The organism is Sphingomonas sp. Y38-1Y (assembly GCF_032391395.1).
Taxonomy (GTDB): domain Bacteria; phylum Pseudomonadota; class Alphaproteobacteria; order Sphingomonadales; family Sphingomonadaceae; genus Sphingomonas.
The window spans coordinates 1815590-1839046 of the sequence record NZ_CP135916.1; the positions used below are offsets into that span (position 1 = coordinate 1815590).

Annotated in this window: 24 protein-coding genes and 1 tRNA gene; 17 read left to right on the plus strand and 8 right to left on the minus strand. The window is 67.5% G+C overall.

Translation table 11 applies throughout. The features are described from left to right. Positions 1 to 56: 56 nt before the first annotated feature. The 3 genes from RS883_RS08665 to RS883_RS08675 are packed head-to-tail and all read left to right on the plus strand — an operon-like array spanning position 57 to position 3492. Entirely contained in the window at positions 57 to 893 is an 837-nt protein-coding gene (locus tag RS883_RS08665; RefSeq protein WP_315759810.1) for an amidohydrolase family protein, read from the plus strand. After that, complete coding sequence (locus RS883_RS08670) at positions 890 to 2002, plus strand: mannitol dehydrogenase family protein (protein ID WP_315759811.1); 1113 nt, start codon at positions 890 to 892, stop codon at positions 2000 to 2002. Before RS883_RS08665 ends, RS883_RS08670 begins: the two co-directional genes overlap by 4 nt. Further along, on the plus strand, positions 1999 to 3492 hold the full coding sequence (locus RS883_RS08675) for an altronate dehydratase family protein (protein WP_315759812.1): 1494 nt from the start codon (positions 1999 to 2001) through the stop codon (positions 3490 to 3492). The genes RS883_RS08670 and RS883_RS08675 overlap by 4 nt, the downstream gene beginning before the upstream one ends. A 134-nt stretch (positions 3493 to 3626) precedes the next feature. Here the strand turns inward: RS883_RS08675 and RS883_RS08680 are convergent, their stop codons facing one another. Together RS883_RS08680 and RS883_RS08685 are read right to left on the minus strand one after the other, a co-directional pair. Continuing rightward, positions 3627 to 3812 carry a hypothetical protein gene (locus RS883_RS08680; protein WP_315759813.1) on the minus strand — a complete coding sequence of 62 codons (186 nt, stop codon included), beginning with the start codon at positions 3810 to 3812 and terminating at the stop codon, positions 3627 to 3629. A gap of 184 nt (positions 3813 to 3996) precedes the next feature. Beyond that, positions 3997 to 4587, minus strand: a complete 591-nt coding sequence (locus RS883_RS08685) for a recombinase family protein (RefSeq protein WP_315759814.1) — start codon at positions 4585 to 4587, stop codon at positions 3997 to 3999. A 105-nt stretch (positions 4588 to 4692) separates the two neighbouring features. Between RS883_RS08685 and RS883_RS08690 the strand changes: the two genes are divergently transcribed. Beyond that, the gene (locus RS883_RS08690) at positions 4693 to 4896 is read left to right on the plus strand and encodes a hypothetical protein (RefSeq protein WP_066691670.1); all 204 of its coding nucleotides are present in this window, start codon (positions 4693 to 4695) and stop codon (positions 4894 to 4896) included. Between the two features lie 195 nt (positions 4897 to 5091). Here the strand turns inward: RS883_RS08690 and RS883_RS08695 are convergent, their stop codons facing one another. The 3 genes from RS883_RS08695 to RS883_RS08700 form a co-directional block, all read right to left on the minus strand. After that, the gene (locus RS883_RS08695) at positions 5092 to 5238 is read right to left on the minus strand and encodes a hypothetical protein (RefSeq protein ID WP_183953131.1); all 147 of its coding nucleotides are present in this window, start codon (positions 5236 to 5238) and stop codon (positions 5092 to 5094) included. A 207-nt stretch (positions 5239 to 5445) separates the two neighbouring features. Next, the gene (locus tag RS883_RS17145) at positions 5446 to 5877 is read right to left on the minus strand and encodes a DUF6538 domain-containing protein (RefSeq protein WP_409977340.1); all 432 of its coding nucleotides are present in this window, start codon (positions 5875 to 5877) and stop codon (positions 5446 to 5448) included. A 179-nt stretch (positions 5878 to 6056) separates the two neighbouring features. Further along, positions 6057 to 6143, minus strand: a tRNA-Leu gene (locus RS883_RS08700). 169 nt (positions 6144 to 6312) lie between these two features. Between RS883_RS08700 and RS883_RS08705 the strand changes: the two genes are divergently transcribed. The 5 genes from RS883_RS08705 (at position 6313) to gltB (ending at position 14767) form a co-directional block, all read left to right on the plus strand. Then, complete coding sequence (locus RS883_RS08705) at positions 6313 to 7257, plus strand: complex I NDUFA9 subunit family protein (RefSeq protein ID WP_315759815.1); 945 nt, start codon at positions 6313 to 6315, stop codon at positions 7255 to 7257. Next, positions 7254 to 8093, plus strand: coding sequence for an undecaprenyl-diphosphate phosphatase (locus RS883_RS08710; RefSeq protein WP_315759816.1), 840 nt, complete (start codon positions 7254 to 7256; stop codon positions 8091 to 8093). The genes RS883_RS08705 and RS883_RS08710 overlap by 4 nt, the downstream gene beginning before the upstream one ends. A 164-nt stretch (positions 8094 to 8257) precedes the next feature. Next, on the plus strand, positions 8258 to 9700 hold the full coding sequence (locus tag RS883_RS08715; protein ID WP_315759817.1) for an NAD(P)-dependent oxidoreductase: 1443 nt from the start codon (positions 8258 to 8260) through the stop codon (positions 9698 to 9700). Then, on the plus strand, positions 9697 to 10242 hold the full coding sequence (locus RS883_RS08720; protein ID WP_315759818.1) for a DUF2059 domain-containing protein: 546 nt from the start codon (positions 9697 to 9699) through the stop codon (positions 10240 to 10242). Before RS883_RS08715 ends, RS883_RS08720 begins: the two co-directional genes overlap by 4 nt. Before the next feature lie 4 nt (positions 10243 to 10246). Then, the gene (gltB, locus tag RS883_RS08725) at positions 10247 to 14767 is read left to right on the plus strand and encodes a glutamate synthase large subunit (RefSeq protein WP_315759819.1); all 4521 of its coding nucleotides are present in this window, start codon (positions 10247 to 10249) and stop codon (positions 14765 to 14767) included. A gap of 4 nt (positions 14768 to 14771) precedes the next feature. Here the strand turns inward: gltB and RS883_RS08730 are convergent, their stop codons facing one another. Beyond that, positions 14772 to 15326, minus strand: coding sequence for a hypothetical protein (locus RS883_RS08730; protein ID WP_315759820.1), 555 nt, complete (start codon positions 15324 to 15326; stop codon positions 14772 to 14774). A gap of 47 nt (positions 15327 to 15373) precedes the next feature. On the opposite strand from RS883_RS08730, the gene RS883_RS08735 reads away from it, so the two are divergent. From RS883_RS08735 to RS883_RS08760, 6 genes are all read left to right on the plus strand, one after another. Beyond that, complete coding sequence (locus RS883_RS08735) at positions 15374 to 16048, plus strand: glutathione S-transferase family protein (protein WP_315759821.1); 675 nt, start codon at positions 15374 to 15376, stop codon at positions 16046 to 16048. A gap of 1 nt (position 16049) precedes the next feature. After that, positions 16050 to 16676, plus strand: a complete 627-nt coding sequence (locus RS883_RS08740) for a YbhB/YbcL family Raf kinase inhibitor-like protein (RefSeq protein ID WP_315759822.1) — start codon at positions 16050 to 16052, stop codon at positions 16674 to 16676. A 41-nt stretch (positions 16677 to 16717) separates the two neighbouring features. After that, positions 16718 to 17788 carry a phospholipase A gene (locus RS883_RS08745; protein ID WP_315759823.1) on the plus strand — a complete coding sequence of 357 codons (1071 nt, stop codon included), beginning with the start codon at positions 16718 to 16720 and terminating at the stop codon, positions 17786 to 17788. A 58-nt stretch (positions 17789 to 17846) separates the two neighbouring features. Further along, positions 17847 to 18386, plus strand: coding sequence for a peroxiredoxin (locus tag RS883_RS08750; RefSeq protein ID WP_315759824.1), 540 nt, complete (start codon positions 17847 to 17849; stop codon positions 18384 to 18386). A 97-nt stretch (positions 18387 to 18483) separates the two neighbouring features. Beyond that, the gene (locus RS883_RS08755; protein WP_315759825.1) at positions 18484 to 19557 is read left to right on the plus strand and encodes a GGDEF domain-containing protein; all 1074 of its coding nucleotides are present in this window, start codon (positions 18484 to 18486) and stop codon (positions 19555 to 19557) included. A gap of 268 nt (positions 19558 to 19825) precedes the next feature. Further along, positions 19826 to 19957 carry a hypothetical protein gene (locus tag RS883_RS08760; protein ID WP_315759826.1) on the plus strand — a complete coding sequence of 44 codons (132 nt, stop codon included), beginning with the start codon at positions 19826 to 19828 and terminating at the stop codon, positions 19955 to 19957. A 15-nt stretch (positions 19958 to 19972) separates the two neighbouring features. Here RS883_RS08760 and RS883_RS08765 read toward each other — a convergent pair whose 3' ends face one another. Then, complete coding sequence (locus RS883_RS08765) at positions 19973 to 20401, minus strand: CoA-binding protein (protein WP_315759827.1); 429 nt, start codon at positions 20399 to 20401, stop codon at positions 19973 to 19975. Positions 20402 to 20405: 4 nt separating this feature from the next. Next, positions 20406 to 21350 (minus strand): Mrp/NBP35 family ATP-binding protein, encoded by a 945-nt coding sequence (locus tag RS883_RS08770; protein ID WP_315759828.1) that lies wholly within the window; start codon positions 21348 to 21350, stop codon positions 20406 to 20408. Positions 21351 to 21433: 83 nt separating this feature from the next. On the opposite strand from RS883_RS08770, the gene RS883_RS08775 reads away from it, so the two are divergent. Together RS883_RS08775 and RS883_RS08780 are read left to right on the plus strand one after the other, a co-directional pair. Continuing rightward, entirely contained in the window at positions 21434 to 22573 is a 1140-nt protein-coding gene (locus RS883_RS08775) for a protease modulator HflK (protein ID WP_315759829.1), read from the plus strand. Beyond that, on the plus strand, positions 22573 to 23454 hold the full coding sequence (locus RS883_RS08780; RefSeq protein ID WP_315759830.1) for a protease modulator HflC: 882 nt from the start codon (positions 22573 to 22575) through the stop codon (positions 23452 to 23454). Before RS883_RS08775 ends, RS883_RS08780 begins: the two co-directional genes overlap by 1 nt. The last annotated feature ends 3 nt before the right edge of the window (positions 23455 to 23457 follow it).

Here is a 23457-nt window from a genome sequence, read left to right on the forward strand (position 1 = left end):
GCGGTATGCGCGGTTTGCATATGTGCAACCAAGCTCTCATACGCTAGGCCTCTGGCATGCGGATCGATGCTCATCATCACCTATGGACCTATGATCGACAGGCGTTCGGGTGGATTGACCCGAATGCCGCGATCGCGCACGATTACGACACCGATGATCTGACCGCAGCGCTCGCCGAACGCCAGATTGACGCCGCTATCGCGGTTCAGGCGCGTCAGACGCCGCTCGAAACCCAGGCGCTGCTCGCCGCAGCGGCCGATTGCCCCGGGATCATCGCGGTGGTCGGCTGGATCGACCTCAAGGCGCCCGACGTGGCCGAGCACATCGATGCGGAACGCACCCCCCGCCTCGTCGGCTATCGCCATGTCGTCCAGGACGAGCCCGATGCCGAGTTCCTGCTGGACGCCGACTTCATTCGCGGCGTTCGCGCGGTGGCGGCTGCGGGCCTCAGCTACGACCTGCTCGTTGATCATCGGCAATTGGCGCATGTGCCGGCGTTTCTCGATCGGGTAGGCGAGGGGCAATTCATCCTCGACCACGCCGCAAAGCCGTCGATCGCGGCCGGCGGCTGGCAGCCCTGGGCGGACCGGCTTGCCGCTGCCGCCGCCTGTCCCGACCTCTACTGCAAGGTCTCGGGCCTGGTGACGGAGGCCGATCACCGCAACTGGCGCGCCGATCAGGTCGAGCGCTATCTCGACCATGTCTTTGCGCTGTTCGGTCCCGATCGGCTGATCTGGGGATCGGACTGGCCCGTCTGCCTGCTCGCGGCCGGATATGGCGCGGTTTACGATCTCGTTGCCGACTATGTCGCACGCCATTGCCCAGACCAGGCAGCCGCGATCTTCGGCGGCAATGCGCTGAGCGCCTATGCGATCGGCGAGGTCGCGCCATGATCGTCCAGTTCGGCACCAGCCGCTTTCTCCAGGCGCATGTCGACCTGTTCGCGTCGGAGGCCCGCGCGGAGGGACAGGCGGTCCTGCCCATCACCATCGTCCAGACGACAGCGGATCCCGAACGCGCCCGGCGCCTCGCCGCCTTTTCGGACCCTGCCGGCTTCCCGGTGATCGTCCGCGGGCTGGCCAACGGGCAACCCGTCGATCGCACGACGATCGTCCAAAGCGTGTTCGGCGGGCTTCAGGCGGCGAGCGACTGGGACACGCTGGTCGAACTGCTCCGTGATGAGGCGAGCTACCTCGTCTCGAACACCGGCGATCTCGGCTACCGCGTCGACGCTGAGGATGCCGACATCGCGAACGACGATGTCGCACCGCGCTCGTTCGTGCCGATGCTCGTCGCATTGTTGCACGCGCGTTGGCAGGCGGGTCGACCGGGCCTGATCCTGCTGCCCTGCGAACTCGTCCAGCGAAACGGCGACACCCTCCGCGCCGCGGTCGTCGACCTGGCAAAACGCCAGCATCGCGACCCCGCTTACGTCGCCTGGCTGGTCGAAACCTGCACCTGGGCGAACACGCTTGTCGACCGTATCGTCAGCGAACCCCTAAACCCCGCCGGCGCGATCGCCGAGCCTTACGCGTTGTGGGCAGTGGAGCGGACGGCGGGTCTGGTTCTGCCGTTCACGCACCCGGCTGTCCGGCTGGTCGACGATCTCGAACCCTATGAAAGGCTGAAGTTGCACATCCTCAATCTCGGCCACAGCTGGCTCGCCGATCGCTGGGCGCGTGGCGATCAGGACGCGGCGGCAACCGTGCGGGCTGCAATCGCCGAGCCGACGACGCGGGCGGCGTTCGACCGCCTGTTCGCCGAGGAAGTCGTCCCCGGCTTCGGCGCGCACGGCCTTGCCGATGCCGCCACGACCTATGTCGAGCAGACGGTCGAGCGCTTCGCCAACCCGTTTCTCGACCACCGCATCGCCGACATCCACCAGAACCACGCCGCCAAGGTGGCGAGGCGCGTCGGCGGCTTCATCCAGTGGGTTGAGAATGCCCAAGGGCCGGTGCCGCTCATGCCCGAACTGCGCGCGCTGGCAGGAGAGGCCGCATGATCCCGGCGATCCGGCTGTCACCCGATGATGACGTCGCCGTACTCGTCGCCGCTGCCGGTGCGGGCGATCCGGTGCTCGACGTCGTGGCGCTGGGCCCGATCGCGGCCGGGCACAAGATCGCGGTCCGGCCGGTCGACGCAGGCTCGGTCGTCCACAAATATGGTGAGCCGATCGGCATCGCGACACAGGCGATCCGGCCGGGCGAGCACGTCCACGACCATAATCTTCAGCTTCCCACCGGCGGCATCCCGCATCGCGCGGTCGGCCGCGCGCATCGCGATCTGACGCCCGGGGCAGGGGCCTTCTTCGAGGGTTATCGCCGCGGCGACGGCCGGGTCGGCACGCGCAACGCGATCGGGATCGTCGCCAGCGTCAACTGCTCGGCCACCGTCGTCCGCCGCATCGCCCGCGCGTTCGAGGATGGGCTGCCCGAGGGGATCGACGCCATCGTGCCGCTGACCCACAGCGGCGGCTGCGGCATGGCATCGTCGGGCGAGGCGTTCGACACGCTCGCCCGCACGCTCTCGGGCTTTGCACGGCACCCCAATTTCGGCGGCGTGCTGCTGATCGGCTTGGGCTGTGAGGTGGCGCAAATCGAGCGGCTGGTGGCCGACGATTATCTTGCAACGAGCGAGCGGGTGCAGACGCTCAATATCCAGACGGCCGGCGGCACTGCCGAGGCGATCGAGGCGGGCACCAGGATCGTTCGCAACCTGATCGAGGCCGCACGCCACGACCGACGCGAACGCTGTCCGGCGAGCGACCTGATCCTCGGCCTGCAATGCGGCGGGTCGGACGGTTGGTCGGGGATCACCGCCAACCCCGCACTCGGCAATGCCAGCGACCGGCTGATCGCGGCCGGCGGGACGGCGCTCCTGTCCGAAACACCGGAGATATTCGGAGCCGAGCACCTGCTCTACGCACGATCGGCGCACGACGGTATCGCGGACGCGCTGGCCGAACGCGTCGCCTGGTGGGAGGCGTATGCGGCGAGCAACGGCGCCAGCCTCGACAACAACCCGTCCCCCGGCAACAAGGCCGGCGGGCTCACCACCATCTACGAAAAATCGCTCGGCGCCATCGCCAAGGCCGGCAGCGCGCCGCTGAACGAGGTGGTGCATTACGCCCAGCGGCCGACGCGGGCGGGCCTCGTGTTCATGGACTCGCCCGGCTACGATCCCTGCTCCGCGACGGGCCAGATCGCGTCCGGTGCCAACCTGCTGGCCTTCACCACCGGACGCGGATCGATCTTCGGATCGCAGCCGACGCCCTGCCTGAAGCTCGCGTCGAACGCCGCGCTGGCGGCGCGAATGACCAACGATATTGACATCGATTGTTCACCGATCCTGACCGGCACGGCGATCGAGGACGTCGGCGCATCGATCTTCGACCTGCTGCTCCAGACGGCATCCGGCCGTCGGACCAAGTCGGAACGTAACGGCCTGGGCGATTTCGAATTCGTGCCCTGGCGCCTGGGCGCCTGGCTTTAGCCTGGACTGAGTCACGCTCTGGTGAAGGCGATTGCCTGCAGGGATGCCGGCACCGCCGCCGGCGACCCATACCTCAGAGCCAGGTGTCAACTTTCGGCTCTGCCAGCGCGGCAAGATGCCGCGCTCCAACGCTGTCAGAAAATGGTGCCCAGAAGAGGAGCGTAGCAGGTCGAGAAAGCAGGGTCGGGCTGCGAGTTCGAGTTTTCTCCTGCCTTTTCAACGGCAGGCGGTTCGAGTCCCAGAAGAGCACTCGAACCGCTGCGGTCTTCATCGACATCGAGTGCTGTGGCGCACTCTGTGATATGGTCGGCCTTGGTCATGGACGGGGGCTCGGCGATAGATCGGCACAACGAGGGATGCTCGGACGACGAGGCCGAGCCGTGCCCGATCTGCCGGGGTGAAGAACTCAACCCGGACTTCCTCGCTCGCATCGAACAGGCAGCGGCGCAGCCGGGAATAACGATGACCTTCGATGAGGCGATAGCGTGGCTTCGCGCTCGTTGATCAGGCGGCGACCGCCATCTGCTGCTTCAGCCGGTGGACGGTCCCGACACCGACCTTGAGCTTCTTGGCCGTGGCGTTGATGCTGACGCCCTTGGTGAGGGAGCGCTTGATGCGCTCAACCTTCTCGGCGTCGAGGGGCGGTCGGCCAGACCGTTTCGTGGATCGAGCCAACCCGGCCTTGATCCGTGAGATGATCATCTCACGCTCGAAGTCCGCGAACACCGACAGCATACCGAACATGGCGCGTCCGCTGGGCGTGCTGGTGTCGAGCGCCTGCTGGTGGAGATAGAGGTCCACCCCCTTGGCGTTGATCTCGGTGAGGAAGGTGACGAGGTTCTGGAGGGAGCGTCCGAGCCGGTCCACGGCCCAGCTTGCCACCATGTCGATCTCGCGCCGCGCGACAGCCTTCATCAGCGCATCGTAGCCGGGGCGCTTGTCACGTCCCTTCGACCCGCTGATACCGTGGTCGGTGAACTCGGCGACGACTTCCCAGCCAAGTCGTTCGGCGACGGCCATGAGTTCTCGACGCTGGTTCTCGGTGGTCTGGCTGTCCTGTGAGACGCGGGTGTAGAGTGCGATGCGCTTGGTCATTCCAGAACGACTCGCTCCAGTTCTGGAACGGGTCAAGCAGTTCATTTAGTTCGATTATTTCTCATTCGTGTGAGAGCCTCGACCGTCATCACCATGGGGGCGAGTATGGCGCGAACGACGATCCGGGATCAGCGTGGTTTCATCATCGGGCACATCGAGGACATGACGCAGGGGCGGCAGCGGGCCTTCAACTTCGCGGGACGCATCCTCGGCACCTACGACCCCACCACCGGCAAGACGGTCGATGATACCTTCCGCATCGTCGGGACCGGCAACCAGTTAATGGGGCTCATTGAACGGGCGAAGTGAAAAAGGAGTGGTTGTCGGCGGTTGCCCAACTTTCCATTGAGCCGTGATTCAACGAGGCGCAAAGCGGTCGGGCTTCACCCGTCCAACGGTTGAGGAAGCGGATAGGCTGGTGGTCTCGATGCGCGGCCCCCTCCACAAGGGCAGCAGCCTCACCAGCCTATCCGCGACCTTCCTATCAGATGATGTAGCGGCGCGTCACTTGCGCGGCTTGCCCGCATCGCTGCGCTTCTCGCGCCAGCGGCCATCATCGTTCTTCGCGCGCGTCAGCCCTGCGTTGGGTCCGGTCTTGACCTTCGGGCCACCCTTCGTGCGGTCGTTGCCGTTGCTGTCGAACAGTCCCATCGGCGATACCTCCTTCGTGCTTCCAAGATATGCATGCCGGATGGTGGTGCCAGCTTCCGCCGCTCCATTTTCAACCGGTTCTGGAACAGGCGAAAGCGCGGTGCCGGATCGACGGAAACCCGGGCCGTTCTAACGGGTGAAGACGGGCAGGTTTCTGGAACGCCCACCATGTCCGTTCGCCGTTCCATCGGGGCTGTTGCCCCATCATCAGGTTGCCAGCGGTCGAGCAGGCACCATCACCCGTCGAGGTGAACTTGTCGTGCTCCATGAGGAACAGTGATCCGGGTCGGCACCCCGTGGTGTCGAGCCAGTGAAGCTGTTCGCGGTGGGCGCGGACGGGACCGCCAGAGCGGGACCGGCAAGGCCGACGCCTGACTGAAAGCATGATCGCTCATGCCGAACGGTGCCGCGCCTCGCGCGTCCCCGGCCCTTGTCGCTCGCCCGCCCCTTGCTGGCGCGGCACGGGGCCGCACCATCAAGCGTCGATCCAGCACCTGCGGGCACGCTCGGCAACCGACGCACGGCGACGGCGAGGCTGTCCGTGCGGAGCGAGCGCCAGACCTCGACCCGGTTCAGTATGCCTTGAGCGTCAACCGGGATGGTGTGGCGATAGTAGAGCTTGTGCCCCCGTCGAAGCACGCCACGGGGCAAATCCCGTAGCAGCTTACCGTAGCAAACGCCGCCCTCGACAAGGACGGTTTTCCGGGACTTTTGGCCTGACGATGAGCCGTTTTTACGTAGCAGTTTGCCGTAGCAAACGCTCTCCGGGGACCGTCTTTTCGACGATCCCCGTGCATTTTCAATGCTTTGAGAGTAGCTGGTGCCCAGAAGAGGACTCGAACCTCCACGCCGTTGCCAGCGCCAGCACCTGAAGCTGGTGCGTCTACCAATTCCGCCATCTGGGCACGGGGTAGGCCGGCGCCTCTAGTGGAGGGGCGGCGGGCTTGTCAACACGGGGTTGGCGAAAATTCGGGAGCCTTGGCTTTGGCTTGCCGTTTGGACCCGGAGGCGGCATGGCGGGCGCCGATCGACCGGGTTCGGACACCGGGTTCAGGCAGGGCGTTTATGCGAGACATGCGGAACAAGCTCATCACCCTTTTTGGCGGCGGCGGGTTCGTCGGCCGCTATGTGGCGCAGGAGCTGATGGCGACGGGCGCGCGCGTGCGCATCGCCCAGCGCGACCCGCGCCGCGCCTTTTTCCTCAAGCCGCTGGGCGGCCTAGGCCAGGTGCAGTTCGTCGGCGCCGACGTGACCCGGCCGGAGACGATCGCGCGCGCGGTCGACGGCGCCGATGCGGTGGTCAACCTGGTCGGCACCTTCACCGATTATCAGCGGATCCAGGTCCAGGGCGCGAAGCTCGTCGCGGAGGCGGCTGCCGCGGCGGGGGCAGGGGCGCTGGTCCACATCTCCGCGATCGGCGCCGATCCGGCGAGCGCGTCGCGCTATGGCAAGAGCAAGGCCGAAGGCGAGGCGGCGGTGCGCGCGGCGTTCGCAAACGCCACCATCCTGCGCCCCTCGGTCGTGTTCGGGCGCGAGGATCAGTTCGTCAATCGCTTCGCCGGCCTGATCGCCGGGCCGCTGCCAGTCGTCCCGGTGCTCAAGCCCGATGCCAAGTTCCAGCCCGTCCACGTCGTCGACGTGGCGCGCGCGGTGACGGCATCAATCGCCGATCCGAATGCGCATGGCGGGCACGTGTATGAACTCGGCGGGCCGGACGTGCTGACGATGCTCGACCTGCACCGCTGGATCGCCGAGGCGACGGGTCGCAACAAGACCTTCGCGCCGCTGCCCGATTTCGCGGGCGAGGCGCTGTCGAGCCTGGGCTTCCTGCCCGGCGCGCCGATCACGCGCGACCAGTGGCTGATGCTTCAGAGCGACAATGTGGTCGCGGCCGATGCCGAGGGCTTCGAGGCGTTCGGCGTCACGCCGACGCCGCTCGCCGCGGTCGCGCCCGGCTGGCTGGTGCTCTATCGTCGCCAGGGCCGCTTCGGCCTCGCCAAGCCCGCCGCCGACCTGTGATCGACCTTCGCGAGTGGCTCGAGGCGGCGTTCCTCGGGCTGGTGCAGGGGCTGACCGAGTTCCTGCCGATCTCGTCGAGTGCGCATCTGCGGATCGTCGGCGCGTTCCTTCCTTCCGCGACAGACCCGGGCGCTGCATTCACCGCGGTGACGCAGATCGGGACCGAGGCGGCGGTCCTGCTCTATTTCCGCAAGGATATCTGGCGGATCGCCACTGCGTGGCTGCGCTGGCTGCGCACCAATCGGCCCGAGGATCGCGACGACGCGCGGATGGGCTGGCTGGTGATCGTCGGGACGGTTCCGATCGTGATCCTGGGCCTCTTGTTCAAGGACGCGATCGAGACGTCGCTGCGCAACCTGTGGATCACCGCGACGATGCTGATCGGCTTTGGCCTGCTGCTGGGGCTCGCCGATCGCGTCGGGGCCAAGCGGCTGACGCTCGACCGGCTGAGCTGGCGCGACGGCATCCTGTTCGGCTTTGCTCAGGCGATGGCGCTGATCCCCGGCGTCTCGCGGTCGGGCGGGACGATCACCGCGGGGCTGATGATGGGCTACACGCGGGAGGCGGCGGCGCGATACTCGTTCCTGCTCGCCATCCCGGCGGTGCTCGCCTCGGGCTTCTATCAGCTTCTGAAGAGCTGGGGACAGTTCGGGCCGTTCGGTCCCGGATCGACCGCGCTGGCGACGATCATCGCGTTCGTCGTCGGTTACGGCGTGATCGTCGTGTTCCTGCGCCTGGTTTCGACGCGCAGCTATATGCCGTTCGTCATCTATCGCGTGATCGCGGGCGGTGCGCTGATTGCGGCGCTATCGACCGGCCTGATCGCCGCAAGGTAGAAGGACCAGATCGGCCGTATCAGTGAGCATCCAGTTGGCGCGAGAAAGCTGAGAATGGCTCGCATGTACTTTATAGGTCAGTTAGCCTGACCTATTTGCTGTTTTGTGCGTGACTTGGGTCCGCGTTGAAATTATAGGCGCTCTCGAACCGAGAGGGACGCGCCATGACTGCCACGCTGAAGTTCGTGGGTGTCGCGCAGGATTATCCGTCCAAGCGCGCCGCCGACGACCGTAACCGCGATTTCCGCGAGATCGCCGACCGCTTTGCACCCGCCAAGGCGGACGAGCAGTCGGGGCGCTGCTCACAATGCGGCGTGCCCTATTGTTCGGTGCACTGTCCGCTGCACAACCACATTCCCGACTGGCTGCGCCTGACTGCCGAGGGGCGGCTGCGCGAGGCGTACGAGCTGTCGAACGCCACCTCGACCATGCCGGAGATCTGTGGCCGCATCTGTCCGCAGGATCGGTTGTGCGAGGGCAACTGCGTGATCGAGTTTTCGGGCCACGGATCGGTGACGATCGGCTCTGTCGAGAAGTACATCACCGACACCGCCTGGGAAGAGGGCTGGGTCGAGCCGCTGGTGCCGGGCCGCGCGCGTGGCCAGTCGGTCGGCGTGATCGGCGCGGGTCCGGCGGGGCTGACGACGGCGGAGTATCTTCGCGTCGCCGGCTATGAGGTGCACGTCTATGACCGGCACGACCGCGCCGGCGGGCTGCTGACCTATGGGATCCCCGGCTTCAAGCTGGAGAAGCACGTCGTCACCCGCCGCGTCGAGCGGCTGAAGGCCGGCGGCATCGTCTTCCATGAAGGATTCGAGGTCGGCCGCGACGCGACGCTGGACGAGCTGCGCTCGCGCCACGACGCGATCCTGATCGCCACCGGCGTGTACAAGCCGCGCGCGATCAAGGCGCCGGGCGTCGGTTCGACTGGCGTCGTCGACGCGCTAGACTATCTCATCACGTCCAACCGCAAGAGCTTCGGCGACCAGGTCGCGGCCTGGGACGACGGCAGCCTCAATGCCGCGGGCAAGGACGTCGTCGTGATCGGCGGCGGCGACACCGCGATGGATTGCGTCCGCACCGCGGTGCGTCAGGGCGCGAAGTCGGTGAAGTGCCTCTATCGCCGCGACCGCGCCAACATGCCCGGCAGCCAGCGCGAAGTTGCCAATGCCGAGGAAGAGGGCGTCGAGTTCGTCTGGCTCGCCGCCCCTGAGGCATTCGATGCCGCGGCCGAGGGCCATGTCGCGGGCGTGCGGGTGACCAAGATGCGCCTCGGCGCCCCTGACGCCAGCGGCCGCCGTGCACCCGAACCGGATCCGGGTAGCGAGGAGACGCTGAACGCCGACCTCGTCATCAAGGCGTTGGGCTTCGATCCAGAGGATCTGCCCGGCATGTTCGGCGCGCCCGAACTGGGCGTGAATCGCTGGGGCACGCTGCGCGTCGATTCCAAGTCGATGATGACCAGCCTGGACGGCGTTTTCGCCGCCGGCGACATCGTCCGCGGCGCGAGCCTGGTCGTCTGGGCCATCCGCGACGGCCGTGACGCGTCCGACCGCATGCACGCCTGGCTGCGCGCCAAGGCCAAGGCGGCGAAGGTGGCGGCGTGATCGCGCTCGCCGCGGCGCTGCTGCTTGCCCTGCCTCAGGCGACGACGGCGGCGGCGTTCGATCCCGCCCGGCTTGCCGCGGCGCGCGCCGTCGTCGAGCAGTTTTTGCCGGAGGCCGAGCGTGACCGCATGGTCGACGCGATGCTCGAACCGATCCACGCCAACACGATGGACGCGATCCTGAGCTCGGCCGAGCTGACGCCGGTGTTCGAGAAGGACCCGACGTTCAAGACGCGGTTCCGAGCGTTCATGAACGACGAGCAGAAGCGATCGATGGCGCTGCTCAAGACGAGCATGCCCGAGCTGAGCGATGCGATCGCCAAGGCCTATGCGCGCCGCTTTACCGAGGCGCAGCTCAAGGAGATCGGCGCCTTCTTCGCGACGCCGACCGGCCGCGCCTATGTCGGCCAGTCGATGACGATCATGAGCGACCCCGACGTTCAGGCGGCGCAGCGCACGATGATGACCCAATCGATGCAGGGGATGCAGACGCGCATCGCCGCCTTTGTTCGCGATGCGGCCACGGCCGCCGCCAAGGAATAAGCCGATGACCCTCGAAACCGAACGCCTCCGCCTCGCCACCCATGGCATGTACCGCCCCGAGTTCGAGGGCGATGCGTGCGGCGTCGGGCTGATCGCCGCGACCGATGGCAAGCCGTCGCGGCGCGTCGTGCAGTCGGCCGTCGATGCGCTGAAGGCCGTCTGGCACCGCGGCGCCGTCGATGCCGATGGCAAGACCGGCGACGGCGCCGGCATCCATGTCGACCTGCCGCACCGCTTCTTCGACGATGCCGTCGTCGCCAGCGGCCACCGCGCGCTGCCCAACCAGCTGGCGGTCGGCATGGTGTTCCTGCCGCGCACCGACCTTGGCGCGCAGGAGACGTGCCGCACGATCGTCGAGTCCGTCATCATCGAGGCGGGCTACACCATCTATGGCTGGCGCCAGGTGCCCGTCGACGTGTCGGTCATCGGTCAGAAGGCACAGGCGACCCGGCCCGAGATCGAGCAGATCATGATCGCCGGCCCGCTGCCCGACCAGCAGGACGAAAGCGAGTTCGAGAAGAACCTCTATCTCGTCCGCCGCCGGATCGAGAAGGCGATCATCGCCGCGCAGATCACGGGCTTCTACATCTGCTCGCTGTCGTGCCGCTCGATCATCTACAAGGGCCTGTTCCTCGCCGAGAGCCTGAGCGAATTCTATCCGGATCTCAACGACGAACGGTTCGAGAGCCGCGTCGCGATCTTTCACCAGCGCTATTCGACCAACACCTTCCCGCAATGGTGGCTGGCGCAGCCGTTCCGGTGCCTGGCGCACAATGGCGAGATCAACACGATCCGCGGCAACAAGAACTGGATGCTCAGCCATGAGATCAAGATGGCGAGCATCGCGTTCGGCGAGCATTCGGAAGACATCAAGCCGGTGATCCCGGCGGGCGCGAGCGACACCGCCGCGCTGGATGCGACGTTCGAGGCGATCTGCCGCTCGGGCCGCGACGCGCCCACCGCCAAGCTGATGCTGGTGCCGGAGGCGTGGCAGGACCGCGCCGACATGGCCCCCGCGCACAAGGCGATGTACACCTATCTCGCCAGCGTCATGGAGCCGTGGGACGGCCCCGCCGCGCTGGCGATGACCGATGGTCGGTGGGCGGTCGCCGGGCTCGACCGCAACGCGCTGCGTCCGCTTCGCTATACGCGTACCGCCGACGGGCTGCTGATCGTCGGGTCGGAGACGGGCATGGTCGTCGTGCCGGAGGCGAGCGTCGTCGAGAAGGGCCGGCTGGGGCCGGGCGAGATGATCGCGGTCGACCTGGCCGAAGGGCGCCTGTTCCACGATTCGGAGATCAAGGACCGGATCGCCGGCGAGTACGACTATGACTCGATGATCGCGGGCTATCTGTCGGTCGACGATCTGCCCCAGGCCGAGGCGGCCGAGACGCGCTACGACCGCGGCGAGCTTGCGCGGCGTCAGGTGGCGGCAGGCCAGACGCTCGAGGACATGGAGCTGATCCTGGCGCCGATGGTCGAGACGTCGAAGGAAGCCGTCGGCTCGATGGGTGACGATACGCCGCTTGCCGTCATCAGCGACAAGCCGCGCCTCATCAGCCAGTTCTTCCGCCAGAATTTCAGCCAGGTCACCAACCCGCCGATCGACCCGCTGCGCGAGCGGCATGTGATGAGCCTCAAGACGCGGTTCGGCAACCTTGCCAACATCCTGGATGTCGAAGCGGCGAAGGGCCGGGTGCTGATCCTCGAATCGCCGGTGCTGGTCGGCAGCGAATGGGCGCGGCTGAAGGCGCATTTCGGCGGCCAGGCGGCCGAGCTCGACGCGACCTTCGCGGCGGACAGCGGGCCGGAGGGGCTGCGCGCCGCGATCGCCCAGCTTCGCGCGCAGGCCGAACAGGCGGTGCGCGAGGGTCGGACGGAGCTGTTCCTGACCGACGAGCGGATCGACGAGGACCGCGTGGCGATCCCCGGCGTGCTCGCCGCGGCGGCGGTGCACACGCATCTCGTCCGGCGAGGCCTGCGCTCCTACGCCAGCGTCAACGTGCGGACGGCCGAGTGCCTGGACACGCATTATTTCGCGGTGCTGATCGGCGTCGGCGCGACGACGGTGAACGCCTACCTGGCCGAGGCGGCGATCGCCGACCGGCACGGCCGCGACCTGTTCGGCGACCTGAGCCTCACCGACTGCCTCAAGCGCTATCGCAAGGCGATCGACGAGGGGCTGCTCAAGATCATGTCGAAGATGGGGATCGCGGTGATCTCCAGCTATCGCGGCGGCTATAATTTCGAGGCGGTGGGCCTGTCGCGCGCGCTGGTCGCCGACCTGTTTCCCGGCATGCCCGCCAAGATCTCGGGCGAGGGCTATGCCTCGCTCTATGTCAACGCGACCGACCGGCATCAGGCGGCGTTCGACGCGGCGGTCGTCAATCTGCCGATCGGCGGCTTTTATCGCCAGCGCCATTCGGGCGAGACCCACGCCTATTCGGCCCAGCTGATGCACCTGCTGCAAAGCTCGGTGTCGACCGACAGCTACTCGACCTATCTGCAGTTCGCACGCGGCGTGCGCGACCTGCCGCCGGTCTATCTGCGCGACCTCCTGGAGTTCAACTACCCGCGTGAGGGCGTGAACATCGACGGCGTCGAGGCGATCACGGAGATCCGCAAGCGCTTCATCACACCAGGCATGTCGCTGGGCGCGCTCAGCCCCGAGGCGCACGAGACGCTGGCGATCGCGATGAACCGCATCGGCGCCAAGGCGGTGTCGGGCGAGGGCGGCGAGGACAAGGTCCGCTACACCCCCTATGACAATGGCGACAACGCCAACTCGGTCATCAAGCAGGTGGCATCGGGCCGCTTCGGCGTCACCGCCGAGTATCTCAACGCCTGTGACGAGATCGAGATCAAGGTCGCGCAGGGCGCCAAGCCCGGCGAAGGCGGACAGCTCCCCGGCTTCAAGGTGACCGAGTTCATCGCGCGGCTGCGTCACTCGACGCCGGGCGTGACGCTCATCAGCCCGCCGCCGCATCACGACATCTATTCGATCGAGGATCTGGCGCAGCTCATCTACGACCTGAAGCAGATCAATCCGCGCGCGCGGGTCTGCGTCAAGCTCGTCAGCTCGGCGGGTATCGGCACCGTCGCAGCGGGCGTGGCGAAGGCGCATGCCGACGTCATTCTCGTCTCCGGCCATGTCGGCGGCACCGGTGCTTCGCCGCAGACGTCGATCAAATATGCCGGCACGCCGTGGGAAATGGGCCTGTCGGAGGTCAACCAGACGCTGACGCTCAACGGCCTGCGCGGACGGGTCAAGCTGCGCACCGATGGCGGGCTCAAGACCGGCCGCGACATCGTCATCGCCGCGATCCTGGGCGCCGAGGAGTTCGGCATCGGTACGCTGAGCCTGGTCGCGATGGGCTGCATCATGGTGCGTCAGTGCCATTCGAACACCTGCCCGGTCGGCGTCTGCACGCAGGACGAGAAGCTTCGCCAGAAATTCGTCGGCACGCCGGAGAAGGTCATCAACCTGATGACCTTCATCGCCGAGGAAGTGCGCGAGATCCTCGCGCGGCTCGGCGTGCGCAGCCTGGACGAGGTGATCGGCCGCACCGAGCTGCTCCGCCAGGTCAGCCGCGGTGCCGAGCATCTCGACGACCTCGATCTCAACCCGATCCTCGCCAAGGTCGACGCGAGCGATGCCGAGCGGCGCTTCAGCCTGTCGACCTTCCGCAACGACGTGCCCGACAGCCTAGACGCGCAGATGATCAAGGATGCGGCGCCCGTGTTCGCGCGCGGTGAGAAAATGCAGCTCACCTATTCGGTGCGGAACACCCACCGCGCGGTCGGCACGCGCCTGTCGAGCGAGCTTACCCGCCGCTTCGGCATGGCGAGCCTGGCCGACGATCACGTCCATGTACGCCTGCGCGGCTCCGCCGGCCAGTCGCTGGGTGCCTTCCTGTGCAAGGGCGTGACGCTGGAGGTGTTCGGCGACGCCAACGACTATGTCGGCAAGGGGCTGTCGGGCGGCCGTATCGTCGTGCGGCCGATGGTGTCGTCGCCGCTCGCCAGCCACAAGAACACGATCATCGGCAACACCGTGCTCTACGGTGCGACGTCGGGCGAGCTTTATGCCGCGGGGCAGGCGGGCGAGCGCTTCGCGGTCCGCAACTCGGGCGCGAAGGTCGTGGTCGAGGGCTGCGGCGCCAATGGCTGCGAGTACATGACCGGCGGCATCGCCGTGGTGCTGGGCGCGACCGGCACCAATTTCGGCGCGGGCATGACCGGTGGCATGGCGTTCGTCTATGACGCGGAGGGCAAGTTCCCCGAACGCGCCAATGGCGAGAGCCTGATCTGGCAGCGGCTCGCCTCCTCCCATTGGGAAGGCGTGCTCAAGGACCTCGTTGCCGCGCATGCCGAGGCGACCGACAGCAAGTGGTCGACGGGCCTGCTCGACGATTGGGACCGCGTTCGCGGCGCCTTCTGGCAGGTCGTCCCGCGCGAGATGATCGAGCGGCTCGAAGTGCCGATCGACGACCGCACTGCGCCGGAGGTGGTCGCGGCCGAGTGAGCGGTCAGGCGGTGCGCGCGGCCTTGCGCCGGCGCACCGCCAGCCACCCGGCAAGGCCGAAGAGGGTGAGGGCGGGCCAGCCCCCATCGGTGACGAACAGATAGGCGACGGCGATCAGCGCGCATCCCGCCAGCGCCGCGAAGCGCCAACGCGGCGTTATCGGCACTGGCTGCCACAGCGCACCGATCGCCATCCCGCCGAGCGCGTTGACGGCGAGCCAGGCGTAGGAAGCATCGCTGCCGATCGACCCCGCCAGCGGCAGCTTGATCGTCGCATAGCCGCGCATCGCATTGGGGAAGCAGTCGGCGGCCAGATGGATGCCGATGCCGATCGCCAGTCCCGGCCCGATCGCCCGCCCGCCGCGCCACCAGGCAAGCAGTGCCACCGGCAACACGCTGTGCGTCAGCGCGCTGCGATGCGCGAGCCCCAGCGCGAAATCCAAGTCGGGCAGGGTGGTCCCGGCCACGCACGCCAGCAGCATCGCCCCCGCCTGAGCCCAGCCATCCGCTCGCCAGCGTGCCGTCAGCCATGCCGCCACCAGCCAGATCACGCACGCCACGCCACACGCCCCTTCCACTAACCCGGCGGCGTCGATAACAGACGGGCATGTGGCTCCTCTACCAGTTCCCGCTCTGCCCCTTTTCGCGCAAGCTTCGGCTGCTGCTCGCCGAGAAGGGCGTGGGGTATGAACCGGTCCGGGAATCACCCTGGCTGCGGCGCGACGAGTTCCTCGACATGAACCCCGCCGGCGAAACGCCGGTGATGGTGCACAGCGAACGGCCCGGTCGACCGATGATCGATTCGATGGCGATCTGCGAATATTTCGAGGAGACGGTCGAGAAGACGTCGCTCATCAACGGCACCGCCGCCGACCGCGCCGAGATCCGCCGGCTGGTCACCTGGTTCGACGTCCATTTCTATCGCGACATTACCAAGCCCCTGCTGTCCGAGCGAATGGAGAAGCGCCTCGTTCTGCGCACCGCGCCTGATGCGGGCCGGCTGCGCGAGGCGATGAAGGCGGCGGTCGCGCACCTCGATTATGTCGATTATCTCCTCGACCATCGTCAGTGGCTGGCGGGACCGACGATGAGCCTCGCCGACCTGGCCGCGGCGGCGCAGATCTCGGTCGCCGACTATCTCGGCGGAATCGACTGGAAGAGCCACGAACAGGCCAAGCGCTGGTATGTCGGCATGAAGTCGCGCCCCTCGTTCCGCCCCCTCCTTGCCGAGCGGATGGAGGTCATCGCGCCTCACGCCGACTATGAGAAACTGGATCTCTGACATGCTCGAACACATTCCAGGCTGGCTGGGCAAGGCGCTGAAGGGGGTCCGCGCGGGCGAGGAGAAGCTGGCGATCGTGCAGCCGGGACTCGGCAGCTTCGCGTCGCTCAATCTTGCGAGCCCCGCCTTCGCCAACGGTGCGCGGCTGCCGGAGCGGTTCACCGCCGATGGTGAGGGCGTTTCGCCGCCCCTGTTCTGGACCGGCGTGCCCGCCGAGGCGCGGCGGCTTGCGCTGATCGTCGAGGATGCCGATGCGCCGACGCCGTCGCCGCTCGTCCACGCGGTGATCTGGGACCTGCCGACGGGCGACGGCGAGCTCAAGGAAGGCGCGATCGTCGCCGACGAGGATCGCGAGGGCGAGGGCGGCGGCGATGTGGGTCGCAACAGCTATTTCTCCGAAGGCTGGCTGCCGCCCGATCCGCCCACCGGGCACGGCGTCCACCACTACGCCTTTCAGCTGTTCGCGCTGTCGGACGGGCCGGAGCTGAAGCGAAACCCGAGCCGCTCGGCGATGCTCAAGGCGATGAGCGGCCGCGTGCTGGCGGCGGGTGTGCTGACCGGCACCTATTCGCGCGGCGAGGAAAAGCCGGTGGGTCCCGTCGGCGCCGCGATCCCCGCCGCGGGCTGATCCACACACAACCGTCACATGCGCGTGCAAGGCTGATTCCGATGCGTTCGATTCTGATCCTGCCCGCCCTTGCGATGGCGGCGCCCGCCGCCGCGCAGATCGCGCCCGTGCCCCAGCAGCCCGCCTCCGCCGAGGCAGCGGGGCACGGGGTGACGGTGTTCTTCCCCAATGAAAGCGACGCCCCCGTCGACCCGCGCGCGCCCGACACGCTGGAGGTCACCGCCGCCGACGGCACACGGCTGACGCTGGTGCGTGACGGACCCGCCCTGCTACCCGTCGCGCCCGGTGGCTTCGGCCGCGCCCGCTATCGCGCGGCACCCGTCGATGTCGCCCGCGCCGCGCCCCCCTCCGTCGCCACGCCGGTCGAGGAAGCCGCGGAGGCGATCGCCGCCTCGCGCGAGACCGAGGTGCTGGGCTCCGCCGGCACCGCCTCCGCCATCGCGTCGCGGTTCGCGCCCTATCGTCCGACCTATGGCGCGTTCGGGCTCGACGATGCCGGCGCGAAGCTCCAGTTCAGCTTCGCGTTCCAGCCGTTCGACAGCAACGGCGCGCTCAACGGCCTGCGCTTTGCCTACACTCAGACGATGTTCTGGCGGCTCGACCTGCCCTCCGGACCGTTCCGGTCGACCAACTACAGCCCCGAAATCTATTACGAGATGCCGCTCGCGCAGGATGCGGTGGCGGCGGTCGGCTATGCGCATGATTCGAACGGGCGCGAGGAAGTAGGCTCGATCGACATCAACCGCATCTATGCCCGCCTCACGCGCCGCTTTGACCTCGGCGACCGCTGGTATGCCGAGGTCAGCCCGCAGCTCTGGTTGTTCGTCGGCAAGCAGGGAGTCGCCGACGATATCGAGCGGTACATGGGCTATGGCCAGATCGGCGGCACGATCGGCCGGACCGACGGGCTGAAGTTGCAAGCCGTCGTTCGCGGCAATCCCGGCACCGGGCGCGGTGCGGCCGAGCTGTTCGCTTCCTATCCGCTGGCGCCGATCGGCTACGGTTTCGGCATTTACGCCTTCGGCCAGCTCTTCACCGGCTATGGTGAGGCGATCGATGATTTCGACCGCCGCGACACGCACGCTCGGTTCGGGATCGCCCTAAGCCGGTAATCGACACCGGCCGCGCTTGGGCGTAGCGTCCGGCCAAAGATCCCTTGGGAGAGTTCCGATGCGCATCGTCCGCCACGCCGCCGTCCTTGCCGCCGCGCTGTTCGCGCTCCCCGCCGCCGCCGCGCTCGCGCCGGGAGTAAAGGCGCCCGACTTCACGACCCAGGGGGCGCTCGCCGGCAAGGTTTTCCGGGTCAATCTGGCGCAACAGTTGAAGAAGGGACCGGTGGTCCTTTATTTCTTCCCTGCGGCCTTTACCTCCGGCTGCAATGCCGAAGCCAAGGCCTTTGCAGAGGCGGTGCCGCAGTTCCGCGCCGCGGGCGCGCAGGTGATCGGGATGTCCGCCGATGCGGTGCCGCAGCTCCAGAAATTCTCGACCGAACATTGCGCGGGCAAGTTCCCCGTCGCCAGCGCCACGCCCGAGCTGCTCAAGCAGTATGACGTGCTGCTCAACCGGCCAGGCATGGCGCGGACGATGAGCGACCGGACGAGCTACGTCATCGCGCCCGACGGCAAAGTTGCCTTCGTTCACAGCGACATGAGCCCCGTCGATCACGTTCGCACGACGCTCGCCGCGGTGCAGGGGCTCAAGCGGCGCTGACCCGCTAGTTACGCGAGTATCGCTGACGGGTTGTTAGGCATTTCGCGCTAGCAACATGGCCATGTCGAGCCGGAGGGGCCGGATCGATGGGGGAGCCATGTCGCGCAGGATGCCGCCACTCGAGCAAGTGCCCGGGAATACCGGCGGCCATGACGCGCGAACGCTGTTCGGGCGGATCGGCGATTTCCTGTTCGCGCAGGCGCTCGCGCCGACGCCCGCCAATTTCGCGATCGCCTATGCCGTGCTCACCGACCCGTCGAGCGACGTGGCGATGGCGATCGCGCAGCGCACCGATGGCGGTGTGCGGCTGAACCAGCGGGACCTCGACGAACTCGGCCTCAGCATCGATCAGGCGGCGGCAGCGGCGACGCCCGCCGGCGCCGAGCCGCAAAAGGGCGAGACGCTCGCCGCGCGCGCACAGACGCAGATGGAGGGCTTCAACGACGTTGTCGTGCGGATGCACACGCACGCCCGCGATTTCGGCCGCGACCTGATCGCCAGCGCCGACGCGATCGAGCGTTCGCGAATCGAACAGGGCGCCTCGCGTCCCTTCGTGGACGACGTGGCGCGCATCACCGGCGCGATGATCGTCCGCGTTCGCGAGGCCGAGCAGCGGCTGGAGGCCGCTCGCGGCGAGGCCGAGGAGCTGCGCCAGGCGCTGGAGGAAGCGCGCGGCGATGCGCTCAGCGATCCGTTGACGGGCCTGCCCAATCGCCGCGCGTTCGAGGAAACCTTTGCGGCGCGAATGGCCGCTGGCGAACAGCTCTGCATCGCGGTGTGCGATGTCGACCACTTCAAGCTTGTTAACGATCGCTTTGGCCACGGTGTCGGCGATCGCGTGTTGCGGGCGATCGCGGTGGCGCTGGGCGAGGCGTGCGAGGGCCAGTTCGTCGCCCGCTATGGCGGGGAGGAGTTCGCGATCCTGTTCGACGGCGGCGTCGCCCGCGCGATCGCCACGATCGACGAGGCGCGGATCAAGATCGCGCGCAAGCGGCTGCGCGTCCGGGAAAGCGATGCGGTGATTGGGACCGTCACCTTCTCGACGGGCCTGAGCGAGGCGCATCGCGGCGAGCGGCTGGAGCAGGTGTTCGAACGTGCGGACGCGCTGCTCTATGCGGCAAAGGCGGCCGGCCGCGATTGCATTTTCTCGGATGGCGACATTCCCGCCTGATCGGCGTGTTACGCCAATCGAGTTGGCGCGGATTGCCAAGCCGGGCGACCGTGACAATGGAAACGACGGAAAAGCGCGACTTTTGCGAGTTGGCACGACCCCTGCAAAGTCCCTGGCATGGTTGGCGGAAGGGTTCGCCGACCGATCAAGGGAGATCCAGAATGTCGCTACGTCTTGCTTCGCTTCAGAACTCGGCCGTGTCGCTGGTCGGCGCGCTGTTCTTCACCGCGGTGCTCGTTGCCGCTTCCTCGCCCGCCGTGCCGCTCGCATGATCGGCACCGTCCGCACCGGCGGCAAGCCGGGGGCGATGATCGAAAGCCTCAGGATCGGTGCCGCATCGTTCGCGATGACGGCGGCGCTGATCCTCTTCCTCGGCGCCGGCGCCAGCCCGATCGGCTGACCCGGCCCGCCTCTTTCAGCCCACCGGCGCGATGTTGAGGCGCCGAAGCTCAATCGCCGGACAGCGATCCATCACGACCTTGAGGCCCGCCGCCTCGGCCCGCTCCGCCGCCGCCTCGTCGATGACGCCCAGCTGTAGCCACACCGCCTTCGCACCGATCGCGATCGCCTGATCGACGACCTCGCCCGCGGCGCTCGACCTGCGGAAGATGTCGACGATGTCGATCGAATCGCCGAGCTGGTCGAGCTCGCGGAACACGAACTCGCCATGGACGTGCTCGCCGGTGATCTGCGGATTGACCGGGATCGCGCGATAACCGTGCCGCTGAAGCGTCGCCATCACGCCATAGCTCGGCCGGTCCGGCCGGTCGCTTGCCCCCACCACCGCGATCGTGCGTGCGCTTTCCAGCAGCGCGCGGATGTCGTCGTCGGCGGTCAGCGGCATGGCCTTATCCCTGTCGGTCGATCCAGTCGGCCACACGGGCCGCGATCCCTTCGAACGCCGACCGCTCGGCCACGTTCCCCGCGTCGGAGGCTTCGCGGATCGCCATCTGAAGCGGGACGCGGCCCAGGAACGGGATGTCCATCGCCGCCGCTGCCGACTCTGCGCCGCCCGCGCCGAACGGGTCGGAGACCTCTCCGCAATGGGGGCAGGCATAACCGGCCATGTTCTCGACCAGCCCGATCACCGGCACGCCCGTCTGGCGGAACAGGTCGATCGCGCGCCGAGCATCGATCAGCGCCAGGTCCTGCGGCGTCGAGACGATGACGACACCCGCGGGCTTGTGCTTCTGGATCATCGTCAGCTGCACGTCGCCGGTGCCAGGCGGCATGTCGACGACGATCGCGTCCGTTCCTGCCCAGTCGCCATCGAGCAACTGCGTCAGCGCGTTGGTCGCCATCGGCCCGCGCCACGCCAGCGCCTTTTCGGGGCCGACCAGCTGCCCCACCGAGAGCAGCGGGACGCCGTGGGCGGTGGGGACGGGGACCAGTTTGTTGTCGCGAGCCTCGGGCTTGATGCCTTCGACACCCAGCAATCGCGGCTGCGACGGGCCATAGATGTCCGCATCGACCATCCCGACGCGGCGCCCCGCTGCAGCCAGCGCGGCGGCGAGGTTGGTCGAGACCGTCGACTTGCCGACGCCGCCCTTGCCGCTGGCAACCGCGATCAGCCGGCGGGTCGTGCGCTGGCTGGTCTGCGCGACGCGCACCGCCTTGATCCCCGGCACGCCCACGGCGGCCGCCTCGATCCCCGCCGCCAGTGCGTCGCGCGCCGCTTCCGAAAGGCCGGTCACGTCCAGGATGATGCTGGCCCGGCCACCGTCGACGCGCACCGTCGCGCGGCCGGCGGCAAGGGGGGCGAGCAGGGCGTCGAGCTGATCCTTGGGGTCCATGCGCGCCCATCTAGGGAATACGCCCTTTCGCGCCACTGTTAATCGCCGCGCGGCCCCCTATAAAGACGGTCATGATAGGATGGATGGGCCGGATCGTGCGTGCCGGCGTGCTTCGCAGCGACAACCCCAAGGGCCCATGGGGCAGCGGGACTGGCGGCAATGGCGGCGGCGGGAACGGCGGCGACGGCGGCCCGCGCAATCCCTGGGCATTCCCGCCCGAAGGTCGGCGCGGCAAGCCCAATGCGACGTCGCTGGACGAGTTCCTGAAGCGCGCGCGCGGCGGTGGCGGCGGGGGCGGTGGCTTTCCCGGCGGCAATTTCCAGATCCCCGGCGGCCAGAACATATGGTTCATCGCGATCGGTCTGCTCGTGCTCGTCTGGATCGCCTTCACCTCGATCCACTCGATCGCGCCCAACGAGAAGGGCGTGGTGTCGCTGTTCGGCAAATATTCGACGACGCTCAACCCTGGCATCCAGATGACGCTGCCCGCGCCTGTCGCGACCGTGCAGAAGGTCGACGTCCAAGAGGCGCGCGTCGAGGACTTTCCCCAGGCGGCGACCGAGAACCTGATGCTCACCGAGGATCAGAACATCGTCGATCTTGCCTATTCGGTGCGCTGGAACATCCAGAATGCCGAGGATTTCGCATTCCAGCTCGCCAACCCGCGCGATACCGTCCGCGCCGTGGCCGAAAGCGCGATGCGCGCCGCGGTCGCCAGCGCTTCGCTCAACCAGGCGATTGGCGCCGGCCGCACCAATATCGAGGCCGATGTGCAGCAGCGCATGCAGGTGATCCTCGACGAGTATAATTCGGGCGTCCGCGTGCTCGGCGTCGCGATCAAGCAGGCGGTCGCGCCGCAGGCCGTCGACGAGGATTTTAAGGCGGTCAGCGCCTCGCAGCAGCAGGCCCAGGCGAACATCAACCAGGCCCGCGCCTATGCGCAGCAGATCGTCGCGCGGGCGCAGGGTGAGGCTGCCTCGTTCGACAAGATCTACGAGCAGTATCGCCAGGCCCCCGACGTGACCCGCCGCCGCCTTTACTACGAGACGATGGAGGCGGTGCTCGCCAAGTCGAACAAGACGATCGTCGAGGCGCCGGGCGTCACGCCTTATCTGCCGCTGCCCGAAGTGAACGGCCGTCGTCGCGAGACGCCGCCTGCGGTTCAGGAGGGCACGCCCGCCCAGCCGCAAGCCACCAATCCGGCGCCGCAGGGAGGCCAGTGATGAATCTTCGCCTCTTTCGCAATCCGATGGCGATCGGCATCCTGCTGCTCGCCGCGGTCGTCCTGCTCGCCAACACGATTTCGATCGTGCCGGAGACCAAGCAGGCGGTGATCCTGCGCTTCCAGAACCCGATCCAGCTCGTCAACCAGTACCAGCGCGGCGAGCAGTTCGGTCGCACGGGCGCCGGCATCATCGCCCGCATCCCATTCGTCGATCGCATCGTCTGGATCGACAAGCGGGTGCTGGACATCGAACTCGACAACCAGCCGGTGCTGTCGACCGACCAGCTTCGTCTGGAGGTCGATGCGTTCGCGCGCTTCCGCGTCGTCAATCCGCTCCAAGCGGTGATCTCGACCGGCTCGACCGCCAACACCGAGGAGCGCGTCGCCGACCAGCTTCGCCCGCTCCTGTCTTCCGCGTTGCGCAACGAACTCGGCAAGCGCCGGTTCGCGACATTGCTCAGCCCCGAGCGCGGCCAGGTGATGGACAACATCCAGGTCGCGCTCGACCGCGTCGCCCGCCAGTACGGCGCCGAGATCGTCGACGTCCGCATCCGCAAGGCCGACCTGCCGAGCGGCAGCCCGCTCGAATCGGCACTCCGCCGGATGGCGACCGCACGCCGCCAGGAAGCGCTGACGATCGAGGCGCAGGGCCTTCGCGAGGCGCAGATCATCCGCGCCAATGCCGATGCAGAGGCCGCGCGCGTCTATGCCGCCAGCTTCGGCAAGGATGCCGAATTCTATGACTTCTACCGTGCGATGCAGTCCTATCGCTACAGCTTCGGCGCGGATGGGGATCAGGAGCGCGGCGGCACGTCGATCATCCTGTCGCCGCAGAACGACTATCTGCGCGCGTTCACCCGCGGCGGTCGCGGAAATTAAGGG